A 17,409-nucleotide genomic window follows, 5' to 3' on the forward strand; every position below is an offset into this window, starting at 1 on the left:
GCCGGCATCACCACGGGAGAAACAGTTTGTAGAGGAACTCGCATATATCAACTGAATCTAGAAGGCAAGGTCGCGCTGGCCATCGGGGGTAGCCGCTACCTTGGACAGGTCATCGTAAAGAAATTGGTGCGGGTAGGGGCCGACCTGGCCATTGTCAGCCGCAAACTGGATAACTGTGAAGCCGTGACCGACGAGATTCGCGCCCAAGGCCGTCGGGCTTTGGCCATCGCAGTTAACGCAGTTCGACGAAAATGCTGGATGCCCTGCTCATGGCGACCTACGAGCACTTCGGTCGGCTCGACATCGTGATCAATAATGCCTCCACCAGCCCCGTCACGGCAGGGCCCTCCGACCATGGCGGACCACCGGAGGCGGCGGCAAGCCGGCGCTAATTACGATAACTAAGGTCATGGCGGCCAAACCAACGTCCAAGGGGATGCCTGTCAACGCCTCCTGCCTGGGCGCTCAGGTGGTACTCAAGTGGAGCTTGGCTAATCGACGATTCATATCGTCTGTTTGGGGGTTTGCAGCGGCTCTTTCTGGCACTAGAGTCTCTGCAATCCGATTGTTGCGGAGTTCAACATGTGTTTCACCACATCCGGCATAAGCACCGCGGTCTGCGCGCATCTCGCAAAGGTTGGCCAAACGTTCATCTGCATTAACCGGATTTCCAGCGACAGGGACAAGACATGAATTGCAGGGATTCCGCAGCAGCGATCGAAGAATCATTCATTGCAGACGTTCAAAACACCGCGGATTCGCGGCAGTTGCCGATCAACAGGGTCGGCATCAAGGACATCCGTCATCCGTTCAAGGTGCTGGACAAGAACGGAGGAGTGCGCCACACGGTCGCCTCCTTCAGCATGTATGTCGGACTGCCCCACAATTTCAAGGGCACTCACATGTCGCGCTTCGTCGAAATCCTCAATTTGCATACGGGTGAGATCTCGGTCGAGAGCTTCGAGGACATGTTGCGCGACATGGTGACCCGGCTCGAGGCCGAAACTGGTTATCTCGAAATGAGTTTCCCATATTTCATCAACAAGGCTGCGCCGGTCACCAGCGTCAAGAGCTTGATGGATTACAAGGTCACCTTTATCGGCGAGATTATCGAAGGGGGCCGCTATCGGCAAACCATCAAGGTGGTGGTACCGGTCACCAGTTTGTGTCCATGTTCGAAGAAGATCTCCGAACGTGGCGCACACAACCAGCGCTCGCATGTTACGATCACTGCCACTACGAATCAATTGGTGTGGATCGAGGATATCGTTCGCATGGCGGAGACTGAGGCCTCCTGCGAACTTTACGGGCTACTGAAGCGCTCTGACGAAAAATACGTTACCGAGAGCGCCTATGACAATCCGAAATTCGTCGAGGACTTGGTGCGCGATGTGGCCGGCGCGCTCAACGCCGACGCCCGCATCGACGCCTATGTGGTCGAGAACGAAAACTTCGAGTCCATCCACAACCATTCGGCCTACGCCCTGATCAAGCGCAACAAGACGCACGGTTAAGAAAGTCAAGAAATTTGTCCGTTTGGACGGCGCCCTCGCTGTGTGCATTCACCGCCGTTACGGTGAATGCACAACGGAGAACCCGTTATACCCGGCACGACCGTCACAGTTTCTGCCTTCGGCATAGATGTTGCAAGCTCAGGCCGAATCGACAAACTAACATGCGTCGCCTGACTCCCCCAACGAGGTTACCGGCCCGGTCAAGTAATTACCCACATATACGCAGGCACCATGCCAGCGTCAACTTCCCGACGGCCACAACAGCTCAGTGACGTACCTGACGCACTTCTAAGGGTCACGCGAAGGGCGCAAACCCGGCGCGCTCCAACGCCTCCTTCGAGAGGGGCACATAGGTCCTGCCTTCGTCGTCGCGCACATAGACCGGATCGCCGCAACGCGCGGAATCGTAGCCCTGGGCCTGTAGGTCGACCTTGCGCAACTTGTAGGTAGTGGTCATGTCCACCTGAGCGCAGAGGCGCACGAACTGCGGCACCGCGTAGTGCGGCAGGCTCTCTTCGGTGCGCTTAAAGAAGCCCTCCGCATCAAAAGTCTTGCCCGGATGCAGCACCAGAGCGGCCATGCCGCAGCGGCCTTCCTGCTCCGGGACTGCCACACCGTAAATAGTCACAAACGCCAGTCCGGGGAACCCCACCAGAGCGTCAGCCACTTCCATGGTTGACACGTTTTCGCTTTTCCAGCGGAAGGTGTCCCCTATCCGGTCAACGAACCAGCAGTAGCCATCCATGTCATGGCGGATCAAATCGCCCGAACGCCACCAAGCGTCGCCGTCGCGAAACACATTGCGCAGAATCTTCTGCTCTGTCGCCGCTGTCGATGTGTAGCCCTCGAAACGTCCCGCGCCGGTTTCTGGGCTGTCGATGACCATGCCAATTGCCTCGCCGATCTCGCCAGGCTCGCACAAAACGTAACGTCCTTCCTTGTCGCGAGGATACCTGTCGCTGCCCGCATCGTAGCGTATCAGGCGCAAATTAGTCTTCTCCCAGTAAGGCACGCGGCCGCATGAGCCGGGATGGTTATCAACATTGATCAGGTTGCAGTTCGATTCCGTGGCTCCCCAGCTCTCGAAAATATCCATGGCTCCGAAACGCTCGACCCAGCGCTGCCACAATTCCGCGCTCATGCCGGTGCCGGTCATGCGGCGCAGGGTATGCTGCCGGTCATCGCTGTTGGCCGGCTGGTGCAACACGTAACGGCAGATCTCGCCGACATACTGCATGGTGGTGACGCCATAGCGGCGCACATCCTTCCAGAATTCTCGCGCACTGAAACGGCGGCGGATGGCGATGGCGCTGCCGCACTGCAGAGCCGTCGAACCGAGAGAAACTGCGGCCGCGCCATGGTAGAGCGGTAGGAAACAATAGAAGACGTCGGCGCACGTAGTGTGCAGTGTGACCTCCATCACATCGCCGACCATCAGCCAGCGTAGGTGGCTGTATTTCGCCGCTTTCGGCATGCCCGTCGTCCCCGAGGTGAATACCAATACTGCGGTGTCCCCCGCCAACACGCCGGCGCGCCAAGCACGCGAAGGGTTTTCGGTAGTTGCCGCAGCGGTGAGGGGACGTAGCTCCAAAGCAGACAAGGCGCGCAGCTCGGGCGCCGCGGGCCTTTCAGGATCGGGCCAAAGCCATAAGGGCAACCGCGCCTCCTGGTCGGCAAAACTTGCCAGGCACTCCTCGCCGACGATAACTGCATCTGTCCGGGCTTCCACGAGCGCATGCTGCAGTGGCTGGCCGTGAATTTGAGTATTGAGCAGCGCGGCAGTGACGCCAAGCTTGGACAATGCGAACCAGATGACAAACAGGTCCGGCCGGTTCTCCATGGCCAAGGCGCAGACCTGGCCGGCGCGCAGACCCAGCACGTGCAGCGTATGTGCCAGGCGGTTGGAGCGCGCGTTAACCTCGGCGTAGCTGAGCGTGATGTCGCCGTAGTACAGGAAGGGGCGAGTCGAATAAGTCAGGGCCCGCTCCTCGAGCCGGTCGGCGATCGTGTATTCGGCCCCTGGCTTGATGCGCGCCGTCACCGCAGCGCGCGCGTCCATCTTGGCCTGCGTTTCCTCGCGCGACACGATGCCGACGTTGGTAAGGTCAGTGCGGCGGCTCACGATCGGGCTTTCTCCACTGTTACTGGGAATATTCGATTGTTACAGTACAGACAGGCCATGGCACCTGCGTCGTCCTTTTGGACGAGGCCGAATTCGTCCGCATCCATCAGACTTCAACCGTCACCGCGCCGTCGGCGCGCCCGTACGGAAGGAAAAACATGAGCGGTCCCTTGCATACCCCACTCTGCGACAAGTTGGGGATCGAATACCCTGTCGTCGCCTTTACACATTGCAAAGACGTTGCCGTGGCGGTCATCAACGCCGGCGGTTTTGCCGTCTTGGGCGAGGCGCTGCATACGCCCGACCAGATCGCCGCTGACATCAAGTGGATACGCGAGCGTATCAACGGCAAGCCTTTCGGCATTGACCTGGTGCTGCCCTCCTCGGTACCTGAAGACAAGACCGTAGACGATTTGCTGGCGATGATTCCGCCGGCCCACCGCGAGTATGAAAGGAAAATCAAGGAAAATACAACGTGCCCGATCCAAAGATCGTGCCCGATATCCACCACTGGGGCGGGCTTGACCAGAAGCGCGCGATGGACCAGATGGAAGTAATCTTCGACGAACGCGTGCCGGTATTTGCCTCCGGTCTCGGATCGCCTGCATTCCTGCTCAAGCGCGCCCACGAATTGGGCATGCAGGTCTGGGGGCTGGTTGGAAAGCCGCGCCAGGCCAAGCGCCAGATCGAAGCAGGCACCGATGTCATCATTGCCCAGGGGTTTCGACGCGGCCGGCCATACCGGCAACATCGGTACATTCTCCATCGTGCCGCAGGTGGTAGACGCGGCACGCGGCACTGGCGTCTGTGTGATCGCGGCAGGCGGCGTCACGACCGGCCGTCATCTGGCTGCAGCGTTGGCGCTAGGCGCCGACGGCGTATGGACCGGCTCGCTCTGGCTAACCTCGCGCGAGTCGGACGTCAATCTGCCGCTCAAGGAGCGCCTGATCGAAAGCCGAAACCGAGGACGCTGTCTTCTCCAACTGCATCTCCGGCTACACCATGCGAACCACTCGCTGCCCTTGGCACGACGCCTGGAACGACAAAGAGGCGCCGGAAGTCCTGAAGCCGCCGCTGCAGATGATTCTCTCCTCTAACTATATCCAAGCCTCACTCGATTACCAGCGCAAAGATCTGATGACCGAGGCTGCCGGCCAAGGCATTCACTACATTACGGAAATGAAGCCGGCCCGGCAGATTCTTTCCGACATTGTCGAAGAGGCGCTCGACGTCTTCGACCGCTTCGCCGATGCCTGAATCTGACGTCGTCCCCTATCGCAGCGGATTCGACCCCCGCTACCAAGGGCGCCGAGCCGAGTGCGACGGCGGTCAGCCCCTGGCCGGCACCCATCTTTCCGGAAGGCACGAGTTCACCGGCACGCTGACAGGGGATTACCGCGATTTCGGTTCCTACCCCTGGCGCTGGTTTCTGCTCACCGAACTAACGTGCAAGCCGGAAGGTTTCCAGCAAGTGGCGGTGTGGTGCGCGCAGGAGAGCCTGACTCTGCTCGACGGCCCCCCGCCCAACACCATACAAGGAGCATAATGCCATGCGCATTGTCGTCTGTATCAAGGAGGTAATGGATCCAGCCGCAGTCAACAACTACGCACTAGCCGGCAAGCTGAAGATGGCCGCTGACGGCAAGACGCCGGAAGCCGCTGCCGTGCCGCGCCTGATCAACGGGTATGACGAACAGGCGATGGAAGCGGCATTGTTATTGCGCGACGCCGGTCTCGACTGCCGGATCACCGCAGTATCGATCGGCCCCGACCAAAAAACCTACTCAAGCACTGCGCCGCCCTCCTGGCGCCGATGAGATCGTCGCCATCGATCCCGCAGGCGCGGAGGTTGACTGGCACAGCGTCGCCGCCATTCTTGCCGCCTACATCAAGGGTAGCGGCGGGGCCGATTGGTGATTGGTGGGCGCCAGGCCTCCGACGATGACCAGGGCGTGGTGCCGCTATTGCTTGCCGAACATCTCAATATGGCAGCAGCAACGCTTGCGCGAAAACTGGAAATGACTGAGGGCGAACTCCGGATCACGCGCGTAACGCCCGACGGCGACGAGCTAGTGCAGGGCAAGCTGCCTGCGCTGGTGACCGTGAGCAACGAACTAGGAACGCCGCGCTTCCCCAGCGCCAAGGCCAAGATGGCGGCGCGCAAGATGGCGCCGACGGAAATCACCGCAACATCGCTGGGGTTGGGCGCCTCTGAGCTTGCTCCGCGCGCCCAACTCCTGAGCCAGTTCGTGCCACAGGTACACGGCAACTGCGAGTTCATCCAGGGATCGCCCGCCGATGCGGCGCGCGAACTGCTGGCTAGGCTGCGAGCCGACCGCATCATCTAGAGCCCCGGCTTCTCCTTTCGATCGTCGGAGTTTCCTCTGCAAGCTGCATTTCCCGGATTAGATCCTTCTTGGCTCCCTATGCTCGCGGCGGACGACCTGGGCAAGAGAAAGCTCAAGAACCAGGCGATGCCGACCATGCCGATCAGCAGGTAACCTACGCTGGGCAGTGCCGCCGATAGCCCGTCCAGGCCTGCCAGCCTAAGCAGTTCCTTTGCATCCATGCCGTGTGCCTGCAACTGTCTGGCTAGGGCTGGCGTCACCGCCTGCCCCTTGCTGGCAAGCAACGTACCAAGAGTCCCCAACAACTCGTCGCCGACTCCCAGCGCACGGGCCTGCTCCGTTAGCGCCCGCTCAGTATGAATCGCCAGGGAAGTTCCGAAAACCGCAAGCGCGAACGACGAACCGGTCGGACTACCGAGGTCGCGCAGCATACTGAACAAGCCGGTACCGGCCCCCATTTTTTCCTGCGGCACGGCGCCGAGGGCAAGCTTCATGATCGCCGGCGTATTGCCGCCCATCATCAATCCAAGCGCGCTGACCGTTAGCACGATGAACCATAGCGGCGTATCGACCCGGATGGTAGTGAACAATACTAGGGCGATCAGCGTTCCCGTAAGAGCGAAAATGCTCACCCGACGCGGGTTGATGCGATCCACCAGACGCCCCGCAATTGGTGCGCTGATCATGCAACTCCCGTACAGAAAAAGGCTGACGAAACCGAACTGCGACGCGCTGCCGCCCGGCCTGCCGTTGATGAAAAAGGCAAGCGAATAGAGAACACCTGAAAACGACAGCAGGTGCAGCCAATAGATGGCGGTCGGAAGCGCGAATGCCCGCTGTTTCAGAATGCTCAGGTCGACCACCGGCGCGGCGGCACGATATCCGATTCGAGTCAACATGACCAGACCAAGAATGCCAACGCCCAAGACGGTAAATGTGTAGGACGAGCGAATTCCGAAATTGCCCGCCCAAGTGGGAAGCGACAAGAGGGCGCCGATCGTGATGAACAGCCAGACGGCGCCAGTCAGATCGAACGGTCCGTGCAACTTGCTCGATCGGATTTCCGGGACAAGTGCGGCAAGGGGCACCAACCCCACGATCGCCAAGGCTCCACTGATCCAATAGACGCTGGGCCAGCCGAAACTGTCTATCAACAAGCCGCCGAGCAGGCCGCCAGACGCTGCTCCGAGAGTCATGGCCAAGGTCAGGATACCCAGGGCGGCACCCCGTTTCTGGGCAGGGAAAAGGTCGTTCACGTAGGCCATGACCCCCGGCAGGATGCAGGCCACACCAAAGCCCTGAAGAAAGCGCGCAGCGAGGAACACAGGAAAACCGGGGCCGCTCGCCGCAAGGAACTCGGCCATCGAAAACAGGAACAGGCCCCACGTTAGAATGCGCTTGCGCCCCACCCGGTCGGCGAGACGGCCCATGATAGGAGCGAACACGGTAAGTGCAAGAAAATAGAACAGCAGAATCAGGGCCGAAAGATTGATCGGAATGCCATAGTGGCGCGCAACACTCGGTATCGCCGGGGCCTGAAATGCGGCCGCCTCGATGGTCACGAAGGTGCCAAAGAGCAGAACAAGATAAGTCTGCCAGGGGGAGCGGGGTTCCATCGGTGGCATCACGATGATTCCATGACCGACGCCCGCATCGGCAGAGCGTGCCGACGGCTCATGCCCGAACCAGGGCGATCCGTGCCACGATAACGGTCGTGCAGGATGAGTGCCGGAAATGCGGAAAGCTGCGGCAATAACCCCTGCCTGACGGCGGCATGAGTAGGCGTCGCAGCGGCCCGACGCGCAGTCGTTTCAACTGGAATGTCGGCACGCTTCATACGCCGCGGAACACTGCTTTGCGCTTCTCCAGGAATGCCATGGTCCCCTCTCTGGCATCGAGCGTAGAAGCGATGACCACGCCGGCCAGGCCTTCGTAGTCGAGCATCTCTTCCAGGGTGAAATGGTCGGACAAGTGGATCAGCCGCCGCGCCATGTCCACCGCTGCGCTGGCTTTCCCGGCAATCAGTTTGGCATATTCCAGCGCCGCCGTGAGGGCCTGACCTTCGGGCACCAGTTCGTCGATCAGGCCCAGTTGCCGCGCTTCATCGGCTTTCACCATTTTCGCCGTCTCGACCAGCATGAGGGCGTTCGAGCGACCCACCAGGCGCGGCAGAAAATAGGACAAGCCACAATCCGGTGCCACGCCGATGTTGGCAAAGATGGCAGCCATCTTCGTCGTCTGGTCCGCAAAGCGGCGGTCGCACGCCAGCGCCCAGGCCAAGCCGCCGCCGACCGCGTGGCCCTGAATGGCAGCGATCACCGGCTTGTCAACGAGGATCAACTGGCGCGTAACCTCGAAAAAAGGGCCTCCCGGCGTCTTGCGTTGATGGCGCGGGATGGGGCGCAATGGGTCGGAGGTGCCGGGCATGGGCCTATCCTCCTTGCCGGAAATCCAGTCGACATCGCCGCCGGCACAGAACGACCGCCCAGCTCCGGTCAGTACCAAGCAGCGCACTTCGTCACGCGTGCGCAGGTCGCTCAGCAGGCCGGCCATTTCCTCGGCCAGTTCCCAGTTGAGGGCGTTGAGCTTCTCGGGTCGGTTGAGAGTAATGATGCCAACGCCCTCGTCGATCTCGAAGCGAATGTACTTCAATTCGTCGCTCATAGCGCGCGATCCTCAGCGGAATTGGGGAATGATTTCCTGGTCGTACCAGGTGATCCATTCCAGGGTTTGTTCCAGCGTGTCGAGCTTGGGAGGGCGCACCTGTACCGATGTAGCACCGGCCTTCTGCAAGCCCTCAAGTTCGCGCAATACGCTGTCGCGGTCGCCGGAAATTGAGGTATCACCCTTGGCCTGGTGGTGGTCGTCGACGTTGTAGGCGGTGGTAGTGACCAGAATCTCGAACCGGCCTTCCTTGGCTTCCCAGCCCGGCATCTTGCGCATCGCTTCGATGCAGCCGGGCAGAGTTTCCGCCGTAACCAGCCAGGGAATCCAGCCGTCGCCAAGCCCGACCGCGCGGCGCATTGCCGCCTCCGAATTGCCGCCGATGTATATCGGCGGATGCGGTTTCTGCACCGGCTTGGGCTCGATGACCACATCCTTGAAATTCACATATTTGCCCTCGAAGTTCGGACGATCGGACGTCCATGCCTCTTTCAGGGCCCGCAGGTACTCGTCGGTGATCTTGCCGCGCTTGTCGAAAGGCACGCCGAGAGCCTTGAATTCTTCTTCGAGGTGACCCACCGCCGTGCCCAAGGTAAAGCGCCCGCCGGCGATGAATTCGATGGTCGCGATCTGCTTGGCCAGCAAGAGAGGGTGGCGATAAGGCAGGGCCAGGATGTAGGTGAGCATGTGGATGCGCTCGGTGGCACCCATCAGCACCGCCGCCGCAGAAAGCCCCTCGACGAAGCGCGTGCCCATAGCTTCGGCCATACCGACCGGCATAACCAGATGCTCGGGAATGGTCAGCCAGTCCCAACTGAGCTTGTCTGCGGTGTGTGCGTATCGTAGGATCTCGGCGCCGCCGGCCGCGGGCTCCCAAGGTGCCATGGCCGGCGGATAGTTGTCCAAGCCCGAGGCTGATAGTGCGAATCTCATGATGTGGTCTACTCCCGTTCAATAGATGACCTGGCGCTCTACCAGGTCGTTATAGCGCGCCTCGGAAAGGCCGAGGATCTTCCTGAAAACCTTCTCGTTGTCCTCGCCTATCATAGGCCCGGGGCGGACGTCGGGTTTGCTGCGGCTGGTCTTGACGTAGGCGCCGTAGATCGTTTCCTTGTAGCCGAGCGGATGGATCACCTCGATATAGGTCTGGCGCGCCCGATAGTGAGGATCGGCGAGCAGGTCCGCAACGTTTAATACCGGCGCCGCAGCAACGCCATGTTCCTGCAGACGGGTCGCCAGTACGCGGTCATCGAAGCCAGTCGTCCATGCACCGATGCGAGAATGAAGGTCATCGATATTGACTAGACGTGCCGCCACGTTGGCGAACTCTGCCGCGAGCGCCCAGTCCGGCGCACCCATGGCAGTGACCAAGCCCATCCACTCCTCCTGTGTGACCACGGCAATGCTGATCCAGCGGTCGTCGCCCGCACATGGAAACACGCCGTGCGGCGCGCAAGCGGCGAGCGGATGCTCGTTGCTCTTGGTTCCGCCACTACGACCATTGAGGACGTAGTCCATGTAGGACGGTCCGACCATCTGCATTACCGCTTCCTGTTGCGAAAAGTCAACATGTTGGCCAATGCCGCCATTACGTCTGTGATGCAACGCAACGAGGATGGCGAAAGCGCCAAGAATGCCGGCGTACGGATCGGCGAAGGCGTTTTCCACTGGCATTGGATCGCCGCCCTTGTATCCGACCAGACTATCCAGACCGGTAATTGAACTGAGACTTAGGCCGTAGGTGCGCACATTCTTTAAAGGACCCGTCAGACCCGCCGCAGGCATGGAGAACAGGATGATGTCCTCCTTGACCTTGCTCAATACCTGGTAGCCGAGCCCCATTCGCTCCATGACCCCCGGACCAAAATTTTCCACCACAACGTCAGCGGTGGCGATCAGTTGCAACGCCAGTTCTATCGCATCGGGCTGTTTCAGGTTGAGTGAGACCGAACCGTTGCCAGCCCAGCATGCGTTATTTGACAAGCTGCGATTAGGACCCTGCTTGCCTTCGGCGAAGGGCGGCAGATTGCGCGTCATATCAATGCGTGCGCTCGACTCGACCTTGAGCACCTCAGCGCCGAGAAAACCCAGGGTTTGCCCGACCATGGGCCCGGCCCAGACCCAGCCAAAGTTCACCACGCGGATGCCTTTTAGAGGCAGCGCCCTGCCGTTCATAGCACACCTTCTCTTTTGAAAATGGCGATCTCCTCCGCCGAAAGGCCGAGCAGGCCGCCATAGACTTCCTCATTGTGCTGGCCGAGCAGCGGCGCCGGTCGAACAGGTCCGCCAGGACTGGCCGGCAGCTTGAATGGTGCACCAGATTGCGCAGACGGCCCAGTTGCGGATGCACCATGTCCACGAAATAGTCTCGCGCCTTGAGATGCGGCTGTTCCGCCGCCTCGGCGATGGTGAACACGGCGGTAATCGGACAACCGGCTGCCTGGCACTTTTCCATGATTTCCATCTTGCCATGCTGTAGCGTCCATTCCTGAATAAAGCTGTACATGATGTCGGCATTTTGTGCGCGCACGAACATGTCCTCGAAGATTTCCAGATCGGCCCACTCCGGATAGCCCATCACTTTGCGTAGTCCATCCCACTGGCCGCGCTCGAGGGCCAGCATCCAAACATGGCCGTCTTTGCAGGGCATGATTGTGGCCGGCGCACCCAGTGGCATGCCGACGCCGGTACGTTTATCAAAGCGACCGTCCTGAGCGTAACCGCCGATATTTTGACCGCCGACAAAAGTAGCGGCAATAGCCTCGGCACAGGACACATCGACCTGCTGACCGCCACCTGCCAGCTCGCGACCATAAACCGCTGCCAATCCCCAGCTCGCGCCGGAGATCGCACCGAAGTAATCAGCAGAAAATGTACCGTGCTCCAGTGGCATCTCCCCAGGCAGTCCGCAATAGCGCGAACTGGCGCCGGAGAGATGGTAGGCATTGAGATCGTAGCCAATCCAGCCGCTATAGGGACCGGTTTGGCCGAACGGAGTAATCGAAATCGCCACCAAGCGTGGGTTGATCTCCGCGATGCGCGGGTAATCCAGGCCCCAAGCTCGCATCCTTTGCGGCAGATTGTTCTCAATCAGCACGTCAGCCCAGGCCAGCAGACGGCAAAACAGAGCCAGCCCGGCCTCGCTGCTGACGTCGCATGTGATGCCACGCTTGTTGGTGTTGTTGATGAAGTACAAGCCGCTCTTTTCCGGGTGTGGACGGTCGCCGGGAAAAGGTCCGGCGGCGCGGGCGGCGTCGCCGACGGGCAGTTCCACCTTGATCACGTCGGCGCCAAAATCGCTGAATAGCTTCGCACAATAGGGCGCCGATACCATCTGGCCAAAGTCGATTACCTTGATGCCGGCCAGTGCACCGGGCTTGGACTCAGGCATGTTCATTCGCTGCTCCTCTCATGGAAGCTCGCGAAATTGCAGCAATAGTTCGTGCTTGTCAGTTAGATCCCAGACCGATCCTTGGATACGTTGCGCCCGTTCGACGACGCCATGGCCATATGAATAGCAGGCGCCGGGAGGCATGCCGTCAGCGCTTGCCGGAAGGTCCGACAGATGTCGTCTTCCCTGAGCGACATAATAACCACGCTGAAGCGCAACCGCCGCTTCAAGTAACACGCCCGCATGACACTGCGACACCCACTGATAGAACCCGCGCATCATCGTCTTGCCGGCATGGGCCTTAGGTGTGACCACCGCATGCTCGCGTATCTGCCAGACGTGCATCATCTCGCCATTGCAATCGATCCTCGCCTCGGTCACGCTGTCGCGTTCATCCGTCACGCTGATGTCGTAGACGCTCTCCAGGTCCGGCTCAGCGGCATGCGCCAAGGCAAGCAGCGCCATATCATGCAGATGAGTGCAGTTGTCGCTCGGCGGCAGGCGTGGCCGCAGGCCATCTGCCCCACCGTTGATCGCGGCACCGACCAACTTTACAAGCGCTCGCGGGGCTTCCGCACAGGTAATGTACGGATAACGCTTCACCTCTGCGTCAACGCTTACCACCTTTTCACCATCATGGTGTAGCCACAGGCGGAATGCGTGGTTACAGTCTTCAAGTTCCACTACCACCTGTTGGTGCCCCGCGCGCAAACGCAGCCGACGACGAAAGATTCCGTTGCCATAAGCCGGGTTGACCCTACGCAAGTTCGCCTCCTCGGCACGCCCGAATCATCGATCACGCCGCAAATGGATCGGGGATGGAACGGACGTCATCGCGGTCGAGCACATCGGCGGCAATCAGGTCCTCAAGGTAGCGGCTATCCCACCAGTTCATCTGTAATTGCTTGGCACGGCGGTAGAAGAGTTGGATGTCGTAATCCAGCGTGAATCCAATACCACCGTGCACCTGCTCGGCCATGGCGGTGACGTCGCGAAAGGCCTTGCAAGCGAAGAGTTTGGCCATCGGCGCAAGGCGCTTGATGTCCCTGCCGTTGGCGTGCGCCCAAGCTGCTTCGTAGGCCAGGGTTTTGGCGCCATCAACCACCGCGCTGGCATCGGCCATGTAGTGGGCAAGCGCCTGGAAGGCTCCGATCGGTTTGCCGAATTGCTCGCGTTCTTTGGAATACTGCACCGTCATTTCCAGCGCCCGCTCGGCACCCCCGGCGGCATAAGCGGCAAGCAGGATGATACCGTCATACATTGCCGTAGCCCAAGTCTGCCAGCCAGAACCTGCGCTGCCGATGCGCTGTTTCGCCGGTACCTGCACGTTGTCGAAAGTGACACGGTATTGGGTGTCGGATGCCATGCTCTTCTGCTGTTCCATGGTCACACCCGGTGCATTGGCGTCGACCAGCAGCAAATCTAGCGCATTCGCCGCTTTACCACTTCGCACGAGAACCAGCAGCTTGTCGGCGGCTGCGGCATAAAACACGTGGCGCTTCACCCCACTGAGGCGATAGCCGTCCTTGCCAAGTTCAGCGCGCAACTGCACGCCCTCAGGGCCGTACCCGCCATCCGGTTCCAGCCATGCTGGCACGATGATAAGTTTGCCGCTGCCCAGGGCGGGCAACCATTCTTCTTTCTGCGTCTCGCTGGCGCCATGCTTGATCGCCGACAAACTCATTACCGAACTGGAGAAATACGGTCCGGGTGCCAGGGTGCGACCGAACTCCTCATAGATCACGGCGCTGTCGAGCATGTTCAGCCCGAGACCGCCGAGATTTTCCGGCAGCAGCACGCCGAGCAGGCCAGTCTCCTGCATTTGTTTCCACAGTTCCGTGGGAATCCCGAGCGGATCGTTTTCCATCTTGCGCACCACTGCCGGAGTACTGCAGTCATTGCACAGGTTGCGTGCAGTGTCGCGCAACATATTCTGTTCGTCAGTAAATTTCAGGTCCATGGTATTTGTCTCATCTTGGTAAAGTTATTGCTCACGGTTGCCAATGCTGCGCTTTGCGTAACCAAGGATTGTCGTTGTCATCGACTGGAATGGCGACACGCGCCTGGCATTCGGTCGTGACCTCGCCATTGACCGATACGGCGAGTTCCAGTTCCAGCCAGAAGCAGCCACTGGCGTCGGTCGAGGCACGCGCGACATTTCCTGAGAAGCACATCTTGTCACCGGGAAACACCGACTTCTTCATCTTGAACTTGATTCTGCCGAGACGACCCTTGGGTCCTGTCCAGTCAGTGATATAGCGCTCGAACCAGGCAGCGTTGTTTGGTGTGTTGACGAAGATATCCTTGACACCATTGCGTTCGACAGCGAAATCCTTATCGTGATGCATGGGCCGCCAATCACGGCTGGCGAGTGCGCCCAGTACGATTGTCGTGGCACTGACCTGGTGCTTCAGAGCCGGTAACAGTTGCCCCTCCTGCACATCCGCAGCACACAGATTGCGTATTGCGCTCATTGCTCCGGCCTCCGGTAGCCGAACATGGTGTAGGTATCGGTGCCGACCCAGTCACCTCGCTGGTTGACGGTCTCGACATCGATGACCCAGAAGCGCCCCGTACCCAGCTTTGTCTTCTTTAGCTCGCCGATCGAGCGCACGACCTGGCTTGTCTTCAGGACATCCCCGATGCGCACTGGTTCGCCGAAGATGGTTTCACTGCTGGCGACCACCGCCTCGGGCAGATCGAGCAAGTTCTTCAGCTTGAAATGGGTCATCAATGCCTTGCGTTCGCCCTCCGCGCCGGGTGCCCAGTAGTGCGGTCGAAACCAGACCGAGAGCATGGTTGGCGGCGCAATCTGGCCGCCCGTGATTTCGTCAGCGGCCTCGCGGTCCCAGAAAAGCGGATTGCTGTTTTGCACCGCTGCGCAGGTGTTGTAAACGTAGCCCATCTCGATCGGGAACTCGGTCTGCTCTGCACACAAATGCTTGCCTATCATTTCCCTGACCGCCGCCGGTAATTCGTCTGTCATGACGTCGTGCCGCCGTCCGTTCATTCGATGATGCCGCCAGCGCGCAAACTGGCGATCTCGCTGGCGGCAAACCCCGCCGCCGCGAGGACCGCTCCAGTGTCGGTATGTCCGGTTGCGCCCAGATCGTGCCGGGGCAGTGTCCGCTCACACCCTGCCAGCACCGGTCCCAGTTGTTCAAAATCGCCACGCTCCGGGTGACGTGCCTGCATGAAAGTTTGCCGAGCGCGTAAATGTGCATTGGCGGTCACTTCGGCAATCGACAACACCGGTGCCACACGTATCATTGCCGGAAAGGGTCGATACCCAGGAGTCTCGATTCTGCGTCAGGAACCGCTGCTGGAATGCTGCACGCATTTCATCCTGTCTGGTGGCATCGTACTGGCTGCCGCTGAACTGCTCCAGATCGAGCAGACGGCACAGATTCTTGAAGAAATGCGACTCGATTGCTCCGACCGAAACGTGCTGGCCATCCGCGCAAGCGTACACCCCATACCAAGCGTATTTGCCGGTCAACGCTGCTGAATTTGGCATTGTCTCCTCGCCGGTGGCGAGATACTGGTCGAGGTATAGGGACATCAGATTGAGTACGCCGTCGGCGATCGATACGTCGAGATAGACACCCTCGCCGGTCCTCGTTCCATTGAGCAGCGCAGCGACAATGGCCAGCGCCGCATGCATGCCGCCGCCAGCGCTGTCGGCAACGGTGGCCCCGGGCATCGCCGGCTTCCCTTCGGCATCGCGACCACTACAACTCAGGAACCCGCCAACAGCCAGGTAGTTGATGTCGTGTCCGACCCAGTCATGGTATGGGCCGTCCTGACCGTAACCACTAGTCGAGCAATAAATGATCTTCGGGTTGATGACCTTGATGTCTTGATAGCCGACCCCGAGGCGGGCAGCAACGCCGGGGCGATAACTCTCGATCACGACGTCGACATGCCGCGCGAGTCGATAAATGGTTTCCTTGCCTTCAGCCGACTTCAGGTCAACGCGCATTTTCTGCGTACCGCGCCCCGCGCCGTAGGCGTGAAACACCGGATCGATCTGCTTGGCGCCTTGGGCGGACACCGGCGCGACCTTGATCACGCTCATGCCGTAATCTGCAAGGATGCGCGAGGCACGCGCGGCCGGTCCGACGCTGGCCAGATCGAGCACTTTGTAGCCTTTGAGAAATGCCATTCCCTTCTCCCCGACCTAGAAGTTGCGCGGCAGGCCGAGTTTGCGCGTAGCGATGATGTTTTTCTGGACCTCAGATGAGCCGCCACCAATGGTGTCGATTACCGTATACGTATAACAACCTTCGGCGCGGCCCTTGAGTGGTGCGTCTGCGGTGCCCAGCGCAAGCTGCGCGCCCGGTCCGGCGATATCCATGGTGGCGTCGGCCACGCGACGTGACAGTTCTGTGGCGTACAACTTGTACTCGGAGGACTCAATGGTCGGCGTCTTGGCCGAGTTTAGCGCGGCATCGACGAAGCGCACGCCGAGCAGGCGCGCCACCTCGCATTCGGTCGCCAGTTGCGCCACCTTCTGCCGGATCACCGGATCGTCCTTAAGCGGCTTGCCATCGCGCTTCGTCGTCTTGACGAAGTTACAGAGCAGCTCGACGCGGCCGCGGATGGGCGAAAAAGTGAACATCGTGAAGCGCTCGATGTCGAGCGCCTCCGCGATGTACTGGAACCCCTTGTTGAGTTGGCCAACGCGATAGTCGTCGTGAATGAAAACGTTGTCGAAGAACACTGCGTTGGTGCGCTCGTTGCCCATGGTGTACATCGGATGGATGGTCAGTCCAGGATCGTCCATGCGGACCAGAAAGAGCGATATGCCGTGGTGCTTGGGGAGATTCGGATCGGTGCGCGCGCCGACCCAGTACCAGTCAGCGAAATGCGCCGAGGTGGTGAATACCTTCTGCCCGTTGAGCACCCAGCCCTCGCCCTGGCGCTCGGCCTTGAGGCGCATGGCGGCGGCATCGGAACCGGCGCTGGGCTCGGAATAGCCGACAGCGAACTCGACGTCAGCCGCAAGTATCTTCGGCAGGAATTCCTTCTTCAATTTTTCCGAGCCTACACGGATCAGTGTCTTGCCGATGATACCCACACCCTTGCCGATCTGCGGTGCCCCGACAGAGGACAACTTCTCGTTGAGCAGGAATTCGTAGACGCCGTTGCCATCCTGGCCGCCGTATTCCTTAGGCCAGGTGATGCCCAGCCAGCCGCGCTCCGCGAGTTTCTTCATGAAGGCGCGGCGCTCCGGTGTGTCGCAAACCTGCGCCATGTTCTCGCGCGTGACATCCATAGTCTTAATGTCCTCATTTTCCTTGAGGAACTGGTCCACCTCGCGCAGAAACTCGCGTTGTTCTTGAGAAAATTCAAAGTCCATGGTCTTGT

Annotated in this window: 20 protein-coding genes and 1 pseudogene; 9 read left to right on the plus strand and 12 right to left on the minus strand. The window is 59.9% G+C overall.

Translation table 11 applies throughout. From position 1 onward, the window contains the following. The first annotated feature begins 6 nt into the window (after positions 1–6). The 3 genes from IPP88_09535 to IPP88_09545 all read left to right on the plus strand — a co-directional run bounded on the left by IPP88_09535 (position 7) and on the right by IPP88_09545 (position 1,514). Positions 7–309: an SDR family NAD(P)-dependent oxidoreductase gene (locus IPP88_09535; GenBank protein MBL0122949.1), complete on the plus strand. Its 303-nt coding sequence runs from the start codon at positions 7–9 to the stop codon at positions 307–309. Beyond that, complete coding sequence (locus IPP88_09540; protein ID MBL0122950.1) at positions 252–392, plus strand: hypothetical protein; 141 nt, start codon at positions 252–254, stop codon at positions 390–392. Before IPP88_09535 ends, IPP88_09540 begins: the two co-directional genes overlap by 58 nt. Before the next feature lie 297 nt (positions 393–689). After that, positions 690–1,514 carry a GTP cyclohydrolase I FolE2 gene (locus tag IPP88_09545; protein ID MBL0122951.1) on the plus strand — a complete coding sequence of 275 codons (825 nt, stop codon included), beginning with the start codon at positions 690–692 and terminating at the stop codon, positions 1,512–1,514. 295 nt (positions 1,515–1,809) lie between these two features. Here the strand turns inward: IPP88_09545 and IPP88_09550 are convergent, their stop codons facing one another. Further along, the gene (locus IPP88_09550; protein MBL0122952.1) at positions 1,810–3,573 is read right to left on the minus strand and encodes a long-chain-acyl-CoA synthetase; all 1,764 of its coding nucleotides are present in this window, start codon (positions 3,571–3,573) and stop codon (positions 1,810–1,812) included. Positions 3,574–3,713: 140 nt separating this feature from the next. On the opposite strand from IPP88_09550, the gene IPP88_09555 reads away from it, so the two are divergent. The 6 genes from IPP88_09555 to IPP88_09580 all read left to right on the plus strand — a co-directional run bounded on the left by IPP88_09555 (position 3,714) and on the right by IPP88_09580 (position 5,984). Then, positions 3,714–4,193 (plus strand): nitronate monooxygenase, encoded by a 480-nt coding sequence (locus tag IPP88_09555; protein MBL0122953.1) that lies wholly within the window; start codon positions 3,714–3,716, stop codon positions 4,191–4,193. Between the two features lie 144 nt (positions 4,194–4,337). Beyond that, positions 4,338–4,733: a nitronate monooxygenase gene (locus IPP88_09560; GenBank protein MBL0122954.1), complete on the plus strand. Its 396-nt coding sequence runs from the start codon at positions 4,338–4,340 to the stop codon at positions 4,731–4,733. Next, complete coding sequence (locus IPP88_09565) at positions 4,639–4,893, plus strand: hypothetical protein (protein ID MBL0122955.1); 255 nt, start codon at positions 4,639–4,641, stop codon at positions 4,891–4,893. The genes IPP88_09560 and IPP88_09565 overlap by 95 nt, the downstream gene beginning before the upstream one ends. After that, a complete protein-coding gene (locus IPP88_09570; protein ID MBL0122956.1) occupies positions 4,886–5,182 on the plus strand; it encodes a hypothetical protein in 297 nt (98 codons plus the stop codon). Before IPP88_09565 ends, IPP88_09570 begins: the two co-directional genes overlap by 8 nt. Before the next feature lie 4 nt (positions 5,183–5,186). Next, a complete protein-coding gene (locus IPP88_09575) occupies positions 5,187–5,453 on the plus strand; it encodes a hypothetical protein (protein MBL0122957.1) in 267 nt (88 codons plus the stop codon). A 96-nt stretch (positions 5,454–5,549) separates the two neighbouring features. Then, complete coding sequence (locus tag IPP88_09580) at positions 5,550–5,984, plus strand: hypothetical protein (GenBank protein MBL0122958.1); 435 nt, start codon at positions 5,550–5,552, stop codon at positions 5,982–5,984. Here IPP88_09580 and IPP88_09585 read toward each other — a convergent pair. The 11 genes and pseudogenes from IPP88_09585 to IPP88_09635 form a co-directional block, all read right to left on the minus strand. Next, the gene (locus tag IPP88_09585; GenBank protein ID MBL0122959.1) at positions 5,981–7,600 is read right to left on the minus strand and encodes an MFS transporter; all 1,620 of its coding nucleotides are present in this window, start codon (positions 7,598–7,600) and stop codon (positions 5,981–5,983) included. The two genes, IPP88_09580 and IPP88_09585, sit on opposite strands and share 4 nt — an antisense overlap. Before the next feature lie 217 nt (positions 7,601–7,817). After that, a complete protein-coding gene (locus IPP88_09590) occupies positions 7,818–8,648 on the minus strand; it encodes an enoyl-CoA hydratase/isomerase family protein (protein ID MBL0122960.1) in 831 nt (276 codons plus the stop codon). Between the two features lie 12 nt (positions 8,649–8,660). Further along, entirely contained in the window at positions 8,661–9,554 is an 894-nt protein-coding gene (locus IPP88_09595) for a TIGR03619 family F420-dependent LLM class oxidoreductase (GenBank protein ID MBL0122961.1), read from the minus strand. Between the two features lie 45 nt (positions 9,555–9,599). After that, positions 9,600–10,823, minus strand: a complete 1,224-nt coding sequence (locus tag IPP88_09600) for a CoA transferase (GenBank protein ID MBL0122962.1) — start codon at positions 10,821–10,823, stop codon at positions 9,600–9,602. Beyond that, positions 10,720–11,982 carry a CoA transferase gene (locus IPP88_09605; GenBank protein MBL0122963.1) on the minus strand — a complete coding sequence of 421 codons (1,263 nt, stop codon included), beginning with the start codon at positions 11,980–11,982 and terminating at the stop codon, positions 10,720–10,722. Before IPP88_09605 ends, IPP88_09600 begins: the two co-directional genes overlap by 104 nt. Positions 11,983–12,057: 75 nt before the next feature. Further along, entirely contained in the window at positions 12,058–12,804 is a 747-nt protein-coding gene (locus tag IPP88_09610) for a DUF2889 domain-containing protein (GenBank protein ID MBL0122964.1), read from the minus strand. A 31-nt stretch (positions 12,805–12,835) separates the two neighbouring features. Beyond that, positions 12,836–13,999 carry an acyl-CoA/acyl-ACP dehydrogenase gene (locus IPP88_09615; GenBank protein ID MBL0122965.1) on the minus strand — a complete coding sequence of 388 codons (1,164 nt, stop codon included), beginning with the start codon at positions 13,997–13,999 and terminating at the stop codon, positions 12,836–12,838. 31 nt (positions 14,000–14,030) lie between these two features. After that, positions 14,031–14,513, minus strand: coding sequence for a hypothetical protein (locus tag IPP88_09620; GenBank protein MBL0122966.1), 483 nt, complete (start codon positions 14,511–14,513; stop codon positions 14,031–14,033). Next, a complete protein-coding gene (locus tag IPP88_09625) occupies positions 14,510–15,025 on the minus strand; it encodes a MaoC family dehydratase N-terminal domain-containing protein (GenBank protein ID MBL0122967.1) in 516 nt (171 codons plus the stop codon). Before IPP88_09625 ends, IPP88_09620 begins: the two co-directional genes overlap by 4 nt. A gap of 20 nt (positions 15,026–15,045) precedes the next feature. Further along, positions 15,046–16,204: pseudogene (locus IPP88_09630) on the minus strand (CoA transferase). Positions 16,205–16,219: 15 nt separating this feature from the next. Beyond that, entirely contained in the window at positions 16,220–17,401 is a 1,182-nt protein-coding gene (locus IPP88_09635; protein ID MBL0122968.1) for an acyl-CoA dehydrogenase family protein, read from the minus strand. Between the last annotated feature and the right edge of the window lie 8 nt (positions 17,402–17,409).

This window comes from Betaproteobacteria bacterium (genome assembly GCA_016720925.1).
Taxonomy (GTDB): Bacteria; Pseudomonadota; Gammaproteobacteria; order Burkholderiales; family Usitatibacteraceae; genus UKL13-2.

Excerpts from the sequence above, each read along its gene's own strand:
- IPP88_09635 (MBL0122968.1), bottom strand. The coding sequence starts at position 17,401 with ATGGACTTTGAATTTTCTCAAGAACAACGCGAGTTTCTGCGCGAGGTG.
- IPP88_09620 (MBL0122966.1), bottom strand. The coding sequence starts at position 14,513 with ATGAGCGCAATACGCAATCTGTGTGCTGCGGATGTGCAGGAGGGGCAA.
- IPP88_09560 (MBL0122954.1), top strand. The coding sequence starts at position 4,338 with ATGTCATCATTGCCCAGGGGTTTCGACGCGGCCGGCCATACCGGCAAC.
- IPP88_09565 (MBL0122955.1), top strand. The coding sequence starts at position 4,639 with ATGCGAACCACTCGCTGCCCTTGGCACGACGCCTGGAACGACAAAGAG.
- IPP88_09575 (MBL0122957.1), top strand. The coding sequence starts at position 5,187 with ATGCGCATTGTCGTCTGTATCAAGGAGGTAATGGATCCAGCCGCAGTC.
- IPP88_09570 (MBL0122956.1), top strand. The coding sequence starts at position 4,886 with ATGCCTGAATCTGACGTCGTCCCCTATCGCAGCGGATTCGACCCCCGC.
- IPP88_09590 (MBL0122960.1), bottom strand. The coding sequence starts at position 8,648 with ATGAGCGACGAATTGAAGTACATTCGCTTCGAGATCGACGAGGGCGTT.
- IPP88_09600 (MBL0122962.1), bottom strand. The coding sequence starts at position 10,823 with ATGAACGGCAGGGCGCTGCCTCTAAAAGGCATCCGCGTGGTGAACTTT.
- IPP88_09605 (MBL0122963.1), bottom strand. The coding sequence starts at position 11,982 with ATGGTATCGGCGCCCTATTGTGCGAAGCTATTCAGCGATTTTGGCGCC.
- IPP88_09615 (MBL0122965.1), bottom strand. The coding sequence starts at position 13,999 with ATGGACCTGAAATTTACTGACGAACAGAATATGTTGCGCGACACTGCA.
- IPP88_09550 (MBL0122952.1), bottom strand. The coding sequence starts at position 3,573 with ATGGACGCGCGCGCTGCGGTGACGGCGCGCATCAAGCCAGGGGCCGAA.
- IPP88_09585 (MBL0122959.1), bottom strand. The coding sequence starts at position 7,600 with ATGGAACCCCGCTCCCCCTGGCAGACTTATCTTGTTCTGCTCTTTGGC.
- IPP88_09625 (MBL0122967.1), bottom strand. The coding sequence starts at position 15,025 with ATGACAGACGAATTACCGGCGGCGGTCAGGGAAATGATAGGCAAGCAT.
- IPP88_09545 (MBL0122951.1), top strand. The coding sequence starts at position 690 with ATGAATTGCAGGGATTCCGCAGCAGCGATCGAAGAATCATTCATTGCA.
- IPP88_09540 (MBL0122950.1), top strand. The coding sequence starts at position 252 with ATGCTGGATGCCCTGCTCATGGCGACCTACGAGCACTTCGGTCGGCTC.